The sequence below is a fragment of the Christiangramia sp. OXR-203 genome, assembly GCF_034372165.1.
Lineage (GTDB): Bacteria > Bacteroidota > Bacteroidia > Flavobacteriales > Flavobacteriaceae > Christiangramia.
Genome location: NZ_CP139698.1, coordinates 278,157 through 290,381, shown reverse-complemented (window position 1 = coordinate 290,381; position 12,225 = coordinate 278,157). Strand labels below are relative to the sequence as shown.

Below are 12,225 nucleotides of genomic sequence, written 5' to 3'. Positions count from 1 at the left end.
ACATTTTAAGTCAAAAAAAAACCTCTTACCGTGAAGATAAGAGGTTTATATAGATTGAGTTTAGAACCTACTGGTTGATTACCCACATTCCACCTTCTTTAATAAGGCTTAGGCTTTCTGTAGTATTCGATCCATTATAGATATCAAAAGTAAGTAAGTACTTCTGTCCTTCTTCAGCATTTGGAGCGATTTCATTAAGAAGCGCTTGCATAGCTAATAAAAGATTATCATCATTCCAGTAAGCACTAGCTCCCGGACGACGGTCGAAGTTACCATAACGATCTACACTTGCAAGTTGCGTTGAAAGTTCAGTATTATCTGAAAGTGCATCAGCAATAATAGAGTAATCAGCAGAAGTAAGTGTATAGTTAATGGTATTATCTGGCACCCACATTCCATCTTCATATCCGAACTGAAGTGCGTCTGAAATTACACTAGGAATAGCCATCCAGTCTCCACCTTCGAATACGAAGTTGGCGTACTCAGTTACAGTCGCTTCACCGTTGTAGAAACGATATGCAACAGCTTTGTATTCACCTTCTTCAGCGTAAGGGAATTCTCTTCCTAAGAAGATCGCGATTTTAGCAAGAGCTTCATCCTCGTCTCCGAAGTTGCTGAAACGCTGACCGAATTCTTCAGTATAAGAATTTTCAGGTAGCATGTAAGGCTCATCCCAGTCTCCGTTCGTGTAAGCAAATACTTTAGTTTCTTCAATAGTCGAAACTGAAGCATCTTCATCGATAGTGACAGCACCACCGTCAAGAACAAGGTTTACCACGATAGTAGCTACAGAACCATTGTAAACTCTGTAAGTCAACACAAACTGATCTCCATCCTGAGCTGCAGGAAATTCACTAGTAATTACGAAAGCAAAAGCTTCTAAAAGCATGTCTTCGCTCCAGTAGTTATCGCTAGTTTCTCTAACGTCAAAACTTCCAAACTGGGCAGCATTTCCAGCTGGTCCAGGATATGCAGTAGCGAATTCATCACCAATAGCATCATAATCTTCACTACTGATCTCATAAGAAGTTCCACCAACAGCTACATAAGTATTACCATCAAACTGAACAGTCATGCTTTCAGTTCCTGAGCTGCCATCATAGATAGCGTAAGTAACGTTATACTGCTGACCGGCGATATCTCCAAATTCTTCAGAAATAGCTACACCAAGAGCTTCAACGATCATATCGTTACTCCAGTAAGCGTCTCTATCAGATCTTCTATCGAAGTTGCTGTATTGAGCAGCACTAGATGCTGGATCTGGATAAACATCTCCAAGTTCGTCTCCAATTACATCAAAATCATCGGCAGAAAGCTCGTAAGCGATCTCTTCAGCAAGAATATTGTAAGTTAGTCTAACATACTCACCATCTTCTGCCTGTGGATATTTCGCGTCAAGAAAATCTGCAACATCTCCCATTCCAGAGAAATAGTCTGTAGAAAGATCGATCATACCGTAGTCTGAGCTAGATACTGAATAGTCCTGAACTCTAAGCGGATCGAAAAGATCGAATCCAACATTAATAATTGAACCTGCACCATAAGTTGGGTATAGGTCTGAAAGTAAAGAAGGAATCAAAGTTCTTGCATCTTCTACTGAACCGAAGTTTGGAAAGTTCTGTCCAAGTTCTTCATAATCATCCTCAGTAAGTACATAATCTCTTTCAGCAACAGCAAGCTGGCTATCCAGATCGTTGTCGATCTCGTCATGAATGTCTTCCATTGGCTCACAGCTAGTTAAAGCCAGACCTACAAAAGCCATTAGTACATAAAATGTCTTTTTCATCGTGTTGTGTTTAGAAGTTAAGTTTAGCTCCTACAGTGTAAGTTCTTCCGAAACCGTACCATACAAGTGCAGTACGTGCGTTGTTCTGAAGACCATTCTGTGCGTTAGCAATATATTCTGTATCTGTAATGTTGTAAACGTTCGCATTCAAAGCAGCATCAAATCCAGCTACAGAGAAATCGTAAGAAAGACCTACATCAAGTGTTCCAAAATCTGGAAGTTTCCAGGTCTCACCAGCATCAGGATTCGTACGGCTTACCGGATCAAAATCTGACCAGAAATCACCGAAGTAGTTATAGTTAGCTCTTAATCTCATATCTGTTAGGAACTCATAGTCTACTCCAAGACCAGCAGTAGTTTGTGGCGTACCACCTACTTTAGTATCCTCTATGAAAAGGTTGATCTCATCAATAAGATTCTGCTCTTCGTCAAAGATTTGTACTCCTGTTACATCACTTTCCCATCTGTAGTCACCGAAAGAAGCAAAACCTGTGATAGAAAGTTCCTCGAAAGGACGGTATTCGAAATCAAGTTCAAGACCCTGGTGAATTGCATTTACACCCAAAATGTTTGCAACACCAAGAGAACCATCAGGATTGTTATAAGAGTAGATCAAAGATCTGTCTCTCCAGTTAGTTCTGTAAACGTTTACGTTAGCTCTCAATACAGAGCTTCTGTAAGTATATCCAAGTTCAGTACTAAAGATCTTTTGATTTTCAGCGTCTGGGTTAAGGTCGTTTACAAAGTTTAGGAATACAGCATCAAAGAATGGTGCTCTTTCAAAGTACCCAATGTTTGCGAATACACCACTAGTTCTAGTGAAGTTGTAGTTCGCTCCACCTTTGATCTGGTATCCAAAGAAGTGTGCGTAATCAGATTCCTGGTTAGGATCTGAATCAAGGTTGTTGAAGTAATCAACACGCTTGTAAGATGTGTTCGAAGCTGCAAGAGAAACGAAGATATCTAAATCATCTTTTGAATATTCTCCCTGAAGGAATCCACCTTCCCAAAGAACGATACCGTCATTGTTGTAGCTAATCTTGTCTCCAACCTTTGCAAGGTTTACAGGATTGTTTACGTTAGAATCGTCAAAATAGTACTGTCCACCTAGAAGATCTGTAACTTCCTGGAAGTGCTCTCCTTTGTAGTATCTTAAATCGATACCTGCAAGAAGTTCGATATCATCTGTAATATCTGTAGATAAAGTAGAAAGTGCACCGTACCAGTTGTGGTCGTTTCTAGAAGCTCTTAAAATAGTTTCAGAACCATCAGCTCCTCTTTCAATGTTCTCATCTACGATTAGATCAAGATTTACCGGTTGTAGGTAACCATCTCTGTATTTAGAATCAAGACCAAACTTGTTTGTTCCGGCCCATCCACCACCTCCACCTGTTCCAAAGGAAGCGTAAAGTGCAGTAGATAATTCAGTATTCTCGTTAATATCCCAATAGTGGTTTAAAGACATTTGTGGTTTGTGGTAGAAGTTATCCTCGATTTGAGTAACCTGACCGTTTAAGTAACCCCAGTCTCCGTTAAATTTGATACCTCTTTCGCTCTCTCTGTAAGTTTCGATAGTGTATCTGTTTTGACGCTGACCGTGTCTTTGTGGTGCACCAAAAGCAGTGAAAGAAAGTTCATGATCTTCACCAAATTCTTTTGCGATGTTTACGAAGTAGTTATACCCAATAAATTCAGTACCATCTACATAACCATCTCCAACTGTTCTCGAAGCAGATACTGTTGCAGCAAGTCCATTTTCAGACTTCCCTGTAGATACAGTAGCACCAAACTTAGTGTAGCCATCATTACCAGTTGCAGCGTAGATGCTACCACCTTTTTCAGCATCTGTAGTTTTAGTTACAACGTTTACCGTACCAGCGATAGATGGAACAGCAACTTTAGCAGCACCTAAACCTCTTTGAGTTTGCATAGTTCTGGTTACATCAGAAAGACCTGCCCAGTTACTCCAGTATACACGACCATTTTCCATGTCGTTTACAGGAACACCATTAATCATTACTGCGATGTTTTCACCTTCAAAACCTCTCATACGAAGCTCTGCATCACCAAAACCACCACCGGCTTTGTTAGCATATACTCCAGGAGTAGATTTTAGCACTTCAGGAAATTCCTGGTTACCAATCTTGGTTTCGATCTCTGCAGCACTAATAGTTGAAACAGCTACTGGTGTTTTTCTGTCGATAGCAAGTGAGAAACTTGTTACAACGATCTCATCCAATGCGTTATCATCTGCACCCAGAACGATTTGTCCTAGATCCTGAGTGTCGCCAGTAACATTGAATTTTACTTCCTTAGAAGTGTAACCTACGAAGGTAATTTTAATAGTACCTTCAGATTCTGCAACCTTCAAAGTGAAGTTTCCGTCGAAATCTGTCATTGTACCATTGTTAGTACCAACTACCATTACATTAGCTCCAGGAAGTGGACCTGATGTTTGGGAATCCATTACCACACCGGTAACAGTTCCTTGAGCAAAAATCGTAGCAGATGTTAAGAACATCGCTAAGAGTAATAATTTCCTCATTTTTTTGTGTGTTTGAGTTTGTTTAAAATTCGATGCAAAAGAAAACTAATTGTTCTTCTCTAACATTATCTCAATGTTAAAATATTTAACGTACCTAAGTTTAACATTTCAACAAATTTCGCCGCAATATACTGCTAATTAGAGGAAAACAAAATATTATGTTAATTGGAATGATTCAAAATTAGTCTTGACATTGTTAAAGACGTTAAACTGGGCAATAATATGCACAGGATATTTAGTTAAAATGAATTTTGAAGGGTAAAATCATTCGAAAATTGTCAAATTAGAAATAGATAATTTTCCAATCTCTTCTCTAAAAATGAGATATCTGCATCATTCCAGCCGGTTCAAATATGTATCTTCGAAATTGATTTGAGCTTGCATAAATAAAAAAAGCCTGAAGTTCCAGACTTCAGGCTTTCCTAATATTTGTAATTAATTGAAATTTTAATTCATATAAAACTTCAGCAGATTTTGTGTTGAGGAATCGTGACCTTCAGAATTCTTAGTTTCAAAGTCTGAGAGGATTTTGTTCGCCAGTTGTTTTCCTAATTCAACTCCCCACTGGTCATAACTGAAAATATTCCAGATAACGCCCTGTACAAATATCTTATGTTCATACATAGCGATAAGTTTACCCAGACTTTCCGGAGTTAATTTTTGAATCATTAAGGTATTCGTTGGATTATTACCTTCAAATACTTTAAATGATTTGATCCTGTCTATTTCTTCCTGACTAAATCTCATAGAGCGTAACTCCTCTTCCACTACTTCCTCAGTTTTACCATTAAGAAGAGCTTCAGTTTGAGCAAAATAGTTCGCCATCAATTTATCGTGATGCGCCTGATCTCCAAACAAACTTTCTTTAAAGCCAATAAAATCTGCAGGAATAAGCTTGGTTCCCTGGTGGATCAACTGGAAAAACGCATGTTGTGAATTCGTTCCTGGTTCTCCCCAGATGATCGTTCCCGTCTGGTAATTCACCTTCTCGCCATTGCGGTCCACGCTTTTCCCATTACTCTCCATGATCGCCTGTTGCAGGTACGATGGAAATTTATCCAGGTATTGAGAATAAGGGATCACCGCTTCACTTTCAGCACCGAAGAAATTATTATACCAAATACTTATTAGTGCCAGCTGAACCGGAATATTCTTTTCGAAATCTGTATTTCTGAAGTGATCATCCATCTTGCGGGCACCCTCCAGAAGAGATTCAAAATTGTTGTATCCAATTCCAAGTGCTACTGAAAGACCTACAGCGCTCCACAAGGAGAATCTACCTCCAACCCAATCCCACATCGGGAAAATATTATCAGGATCGATTCCGAAGCTTTCTACTTTATTTAGATTGGTAGAAACCGCTACAAAATGTTTGGATACTTCCTTTTCAGGAGCTTTTTTAAGAAACCATTCTCTTACAGTAGTGGCATTGCTTATAGTTTCCATGGTTGTGAAAGTTTTGGAAACTATCACGAAAAGGGTTGTTTCTGGATTTAGATCCTGAATGGTATCATGTACATGATCCCCATCTACATTAGATATAAAATGTAATTTCAGATGATTCTGATAGAATTTCAGGCTATCGGCAACCATCACCGGTCCAAGATCGGATCCTCCAATTCCTATATTTACGATATCGGTAAATTTCTTCCCGGTAAAACCTTTACGTTTTCCTTCGATTACCTCATCAGTAAAAGTTCTGATCTTTTCTTTTACTTCCTGCACTTCAGGAATTACATTTTCGCCATGCACCTGGACATTTGCGGTTTTTGAAGCTCGTAAAGCAGTATGTAAAACCGGTCTTCCTTCTGTCTGGTTGATAGCATCACCCTGGAAATATGCATCCATTGCTTCCCTCAAACCACATTCAGCAGCAAGCTTAATCAGTAATTTCCCGGTAGTTTCATTCATCCGGTTCTTACTGTAATCAACATAAAAATCCTCCCATTTAATGGTGAATTTCTCAGCTCTATCTTCATCATTATTGAACATATTCTTCATATGTTCAACCTGGATCTCTTTATAATGATCTTCTAATTCCTTCCAGGCTTTGGTAGTGGTTGGATTTATATTTTTCATCTAGATACTTTTATAGGGAATTTGATCCAGTTCTGCCCGAATCGATTCAATATGATTGAAATAATCGTCTTTTAGATTGTCTGTAATATGCTCGGCTGAGGGTAAGTTCTGGCGAAATGGATCCACCTGTTTACCGTTCACCCAGAATCGATAACATACATGTGGCCCGGTTGCAAGTCCTGTACTTCCAACATAACCTATCACATCGCCCTGCTTTACACTTTGTCCATTTCTAACTGCACGCTTACTCATGTGAAGATATTGTGTCGTATATTTTCCATTATGTCTCACCTTCACATAATTCCCGTTTCCGGAAGTATAGCCTGAAGCGATCACCGTTCCATTAGCTGTACTTACGATCGGCGTGCCATGTGGTGCAGCATAATCTGTTCCCAGGTGAGCTTTCCATCTTTTCTGAACAGGGTGAAAACGTCTCTTCGTAAACCTTGAAGAGATCCTGGAATAATTGAGCGGAGCTTTCAGGAAAAAGCTTTGTAATGCTTTTGCTTCTTCATCATAAAAACTAGGCTGACCAGAAATACTGTCGGTCATATAACTAAAGGCGTAGTATGGTCTGTCTGAATGTTTGAAAACTGCCGCATCTACCTTTTCAATCCCGGCGAAAATAGTATCGTCAATATATTTCTCCTGGTAAACCATTTTGAACTGATCTCCCTTCTGAAGTTTAAAGAAATCAATACTCCATTGATAAATATTTGAAAGTTCGTAAACCAGAAGATTACTCAAGCCCTGAGCCTGCATCGCTTCTGAAAGGGAAGAAGTGATCACTCCGCTTACTTCTCTTTGCTTGACTGTAACGGGTCTTTTCTTCTTTTCAGCATAAATACTATCCCCAATAGATACTACCGTATAGTTGATCTTATCATTTTCGTAAATGAAATATTGCGGAGTTTTAGCCGAATCTTTTGCTTTGAGGATCATATACTTTTTACCGGCAGTGATCCTCGCGGGGTTAAAGGTATCTTTTACTTTTTCAGCAACTTCAAAGACCTTTCCATGACCCACGCCATTTTGATCCATGATGTAACCAAAACTATCACCAGACCTTATCGTATCCCTTATTACCTCAAAGTCATTCAGTACAAAACCATACTGTTTCTCGAGCGCAGGAATCTTTTTGGTCTCGACCTCGTTAACGGCCTGTTCTTTCTCATCGTCATTGCAGGCAGTCATTGCCAGCATTAGCATTACTAATAAGCCTAATTTCTTCAAGTTTTTATGCTTTTTGTTTTTCAGTATTAAATGTATGGTTCACCCATTGCTTCCCCCAGTCGTTCAGTTCTTCCTGACTCCATAAATCGGGAAAGAAAGAAACTCTTTGAAAACTTGGCGGCAGGAATTTTTTCCAGTTTGTTCCACCTGTCGCTTTTATAGTTTCGTCTTTCTTGCTCAAATATCGGTAAGCAGCACCCATATGCATAAGCAACCAGTTGATATTTACATTAACATCAAAGTTTCGCAGTGCCTGTTGAAGATCTTCATTTTGACGATCATCTTCATGCATAGCCTGGTAACGCTGGTATATGGTGGTTCCGTATACATCCTTCGCGATTCTTAGAAATCGCGGAGTATATCTTTTTTCAAATTGCTTAAGCGTAAGAGTTTTCTCGCCGGTTTCCAGATCTATCCCTCCTTTTTTCCAATAGATATTCTCAAAAAGTTCTTCGGAAGAGTTTTCTACCGTAAATTCATCTCTCAAATTAAAATCGACAAGATTTTCTAAAGGAGTTGAATATAGTTCGATCATCCTGAACTGAGCCGACTGGAATCCACTGGCAGGCAGTAATGCCATTCTGAATTTCAGAAACTGTTCCCTTTCCATTCCTTTGATCATTACATCGAAAGAATCGATAAGAATTCTAAAATACCTGTTCATCCTATTCAGCTTTTCAACGAAATAGGCAGATGTGAGTGTTGTAGTTTCTATGATCTGTTTTTGCTCATGAATGATGAGCTTAAAATATAGTTCAGTGATTTGATGATAAGTGATAAAGATCATCTCATCTGGAAAGTGCGTATTGGTCTTCTGTAAACTTAATAATGTATCTACACTAATATAATCCCAGTAGGAAAGATAGCGGTCATATAAGAGACCATCCAGATAAGACCCCATATCCTGTCCCGAATTTTTGAACTTTTCTTCAAGCTTTCCAATTCGTTCCGCGATTTCGGGTTTTATCTCCATATTAATCCACTTGTATACTAAATTGATGCTTTAGACCTTTGTAAGCTTCAAGATCGGCATCCAAAGACCCTACGGCCAGATTTGCTTCAATTTTCACCGGAATTTTGTTCTTATCATCACTAATCCAGAAAGTAAGACTTTCTTTCTCCTTAAATACTCTACCGGCCAGTACATAAGGTCTGAATTTGAGGGTTGCAACTTTACCAAACTTGGTTTTAATCGTATCACGCCCCAGGAAAACAAGCTTAAAATCGAGGTTTTCGTCATCGATGAACATGTTTAAACGCATCTCATCACCTGGCTCTAACTCGTCGTTTTTAATTTGGTTGCGAATATAGTAAAATGATGATAACATATCGTGTACATTATGAGGTACAGAATATGATTTTTTCTGATTGTTCTCTCTATTTAGAACATGGGCTTTCTTGTCATCATGATCAAAGTCGATCACCAGGTCCTTCGTATAACCGCCTTCATTAATGTCGCGAATAAAGCGATAAGGTTTTCCGGTTCGCTTATCGATATAGGTTTGGTAATCATCATCCACTTTAAAGAATAAACCTAATAATCCTGTAGATCTACCTCGTCCTTTTATATGATAGACAGGTTTATTCTGAAATTTAGTTTCATTTACCTCCAGCGTCGCATAACTCGCATTAAATAAACCGTAATGTATTCTGAATTTAAACCACTCTCCTTCGCCATATGCCTCTTGTGACAACATACTTCCAGTGGTAAACACAAAAAAAAGAAAGGTAATTGTAATATAATTTCTCATAGGTTTAATTGTCTAAGTAACAGAATTTTCAGGCGTATGGTGGATTACAATTACTATTCCAAAAGTATCAAAACAAAAAAACCCCATCAAATTAATGATGGGGAATTTTGTCTTATTAACCAACTAAAACTTAAATTATGAAAAAAAATTCAATTCTGGTAACCACTCCAGAAATGCGGTGCAAAAGTCTCATATTTCTCCCTTACCCACAACTCTTAAATAAACTTTAACTAAACGTTTACCAGATTGTCATTTATTTCATTTTTCCACTTAAATTTTAGCAGATATTTAATCTTAATTTAATGTACCTCGCAAATCCTGTTCTCTTTCAATTGCTTCGAACAAAGCTTTAAAGTTTCCTTTTCCGAAGGATTGAGCACCTTTTCTCTGGATGATCTCGAAGAACATAGTGGGTCTGTCCAGAACTGGTTTTGTAAAGATCTGTAACAAATACCCCTCATCATCGCGATCTACCAGTACTCCAAGTTCTCTTAACGGCTCCAGATCCTCATCGATCTCACCAACACGATCGAGTAGATCATCATAGTAAGTTTCCGGAACATATAAGAATTCCACACCTCTATCTCTTAATGCTGTAACTGTTTCGATAATGTTATCTGTAGCTAAAGCGATATGCTGGACTCCGGCTCCATTATAAAAATCGATATATTCTTCGATTTGTGATTTCTTTTTTCCTTCCGCAGGCTCATTAATAGGAAATTTAATTCTACCGTTCCCATTGCTCATTACCTTACTCATAAGCGCGGTATAGTCGGTCGAGATATCTTTATCATCAAAAGATACCAACTGGGCAAAGCCCATTACTTTTCCGTAGAATTCCACCCATTTGTCCATTTCGTTCCATCCTACATTTCCAACCATATGGTCGATAAATTGTAAACCTGTATCTGGCACCTGAGTTTTGGTATTATAAATTCTGTACCCTGGTAAAAATGGTCCGGTATAATCCTTACGTTCTACAAAAAGGTGAATGGTTTCTCCATAAGTATGGATTCCTGAGATCACGGCTTTCCCGTTTTCATCTTCCATTACATATGGCTCTACATAAGATTTTGCCCCTCTTTTTGTAGTTTCTTCATAGCTCTTTCTCGCATCGTCCACCCATAGTGCCACGAACTTTACTCCGTCACCATGCTTGTCTATATGCGCATTGATATCACCTTCCGGCTGCAATGGTGAAGTAAGAACAATTCTAATTTTCCCCTGTTGCATTACGTAAGAAACGCTGTCTTTACGACCAGTTTCCAAACCCGAATAAGCGATTGGCTGGAAACCCCAAGCGTGCTGATAATAATAGGCCGCCTGCTTGGCATTCCCCACGTATAATTCTACAAAGTCTGTTCCCAGGATTGGCAGAAAATCTTCCGCTTCAGGAACTACTTTTTCTAAATTTAATGATGTGCTATCTGTTGACATTGGTTTTTATTTTAAAGGATGTAAATATGTTATAAATTTGAAATCGAATTTCAAAGTATTACCACATCGCTCTATCCTGTGCTGATAAATCTTCTTTCATCTTTTAATGCTCTCCATCTAACCAGGACCTGTAGTAGGTCTCATCGGCAATTTTCATCGCTTCTTCAGTAAGTTTTAACGGCTTGAAGGTATCTACCATTACAGCCAGCTCTTCAGTTTCTACCTGGCCGATACTTCTTTCGACTGCTCCCGGGTGCGGCCCGTGAGGGATCCCCGCCGGGTGCAAGGATATATGACCTGCTTCGATATCGTTTCTACTCATAAAATCACCATCTACATAATAGAGCACCTCATCACTATCTATATTACTGTGACTGTAAGGCGCAGGAATACTTTCTGGGTGATAATCGTATTTACGCGGACAAAAACTGCAAACTACAAAAGCGTCTGTCTCGAAGGTTTGATGTACCGGTGGCGGTTGATGTATCCTTCCTGTAATAGGTTCAAAATCATGAATTGAAAATGCATAAGGATAGTTGTAACCGTCATAGCCTACCACATCAAATGGATGTGTCGCGTAGACCATATCGAAAATTTCTCCCTGCTTTTTAATTTTAATTAGGAAATCTCCTTTTTCATCATTGGTTTCCAGTTCATGCGGCTGGCGCAAATCTCTTTCGCAAAATGGAGAATGTTCCAGAAGTTGTCCAAACCAGTTTCTGTATCGTTTTGGAGTATAGATCGGTCTGCGGGATTCTACGATAAATAGCCTGTTGTTCTCATCATCAAAATCCATCTTGTAGATCGTACCTCTTGGGATCAGTAAATAATCTCCGTATTTAAAATCTATGTTTCCAAGATGAGTTCTAAGTTTACCAGATCCTTTGTGCACGAAAATCAATTCATCTGCATCAGAGTTTTTGTAGAAATAATCTTCCGTAGAACCTTGAGGGGAAGCGAGAATAATATCACAATCTACATTGGTCAAAACTGCTTTTCTACTCTGTAAATAATCCGGATGCGGAGTTATCTGGAAACCTTTTAAACGGTATGATTTCAGGTTATTTTCAATCGCAACCTTCGGTCGTACATCGTAACTTCCTTTGATTTCCTTCACCTGAGTCGGGCGATGTTCATGATACAGATTGGAAGACATTCCGTCAAAACCAATCGTTCCAAAAAGTTGCTCATAATAAAGGCTTCCATCAGGTTTTCTGAAAATCGTATGGCGCTTGTGTGGGATCTTGCCGAGTTTATGATAAAAAGGCATGTGATTATATTTTAAAATCGATCAAAAATGAATTCATTTATTGAAGGATTGTTATTATTTCCAGTATTTATTTCGATTTACACAAATATCAAGAAAATTTACCGAACTAATCTTAAATCTAGTG

General features: G+C 38.7%; 8 protein-coding genes. All 8 read right to left on the bottom strand.

Annotated features, from left to right (window positions below; all coding sequences use genetic code 11):
- Positions 1-67: 67 nt before the first annotated feature.
- On the bottom strand, positions 68-1,786 hold the full coding sequence (locus T8I65_RS01380) for a hypothetical protein (protein ID WP_322301716.1): 1,719 nt from the start codon (positions 1,784-1,786) through the stop codon (positions 68-70).
- 10 nt (positions 1,787-1,796) lie between these two features.
- Positions 1,797-4,331, bottom strand: coding sequence for a TonB-dependent receptor (locus T8I65_RS01375; protein ID WP_322301715.1), 2,535 nt, complete (start codon positions 4,329-4,331; stop codon positions 1,797-1,799).
- Positions 4,332-4,778: 447 nt separating this feature from the next.
- Positions 4,779-6,410, bottom strand: coding sequence for a glucose-6-phosphate isomerase (gene pgi, locus T8I65_RS01370; RefSeq protein ID WP_322301714.1), 1,632 nt, complete (start codon positions 6,408-6,410; stop codon positions 4,779-4,781).
- Positions 6,411-7,643, bottom strand: a complete 1,233-nt coding sequence (locus T8I65_RS01365) for a peptidoglycan DD-metalloendopeptidase family protein (RefSeq protein ID WP_322301713.1) — start codon at positions 7,641-7,643, stop codon at positions 6,411-6,413.
- A gap of 4 nt (positions 7,644-7,647) precedes the next feature.
- Positions 7,648-8,616: a tryptophan 2,3-dioxygenase family protein gene (locus T8I65_RS01360; RefSeq protein WP_322301712.1), complete on the bottom strand. Its 969-nt coding sequence runs from the start codon at positions 8,614-8,616 to the stop codon at positions 7,648-7,650.
- 1 nt (position 8,617) lies between these two features.
- Positions 8,618-9,394, bottom strand: coding sequence for a DUF3108 domain-containing protein (locus T8I65_RS01355; protein ID WP_322301711.1), 777 nt, complete (start codon positions 9,392-9,394; stop codon positions 8,618-8,620).
- 294 nt (positions 9,395-9,688) lie between these two features.
- Positions 9,689-10,831, bottom strand: a complete 1,143-nt coding sequence (gene hppD, locus T8I65_RS01350) for a 4-hydroxyphenylpyruvate dioxygenase (RefSeq protein ID WP_322301710.1) — start codon at positions 10,829-10,831, stop codon at positions 9,689-9,691.
- 103 nt (positions 10,832-10,934) lie between these two features.
- Complete coding sequence (locus T8I65_RS01345) at positions 10,935-12,101, bottom strand: homogentisate 1,2-dioxygenase (RefSeq protein ID WP_322301709.1); 1,167 nt, start codon at positions 12,099-12,101, stop codon at positions 10,935-10,937.
- Positions 12,102-12,225 lie beyond the last annotated feature (124 nt).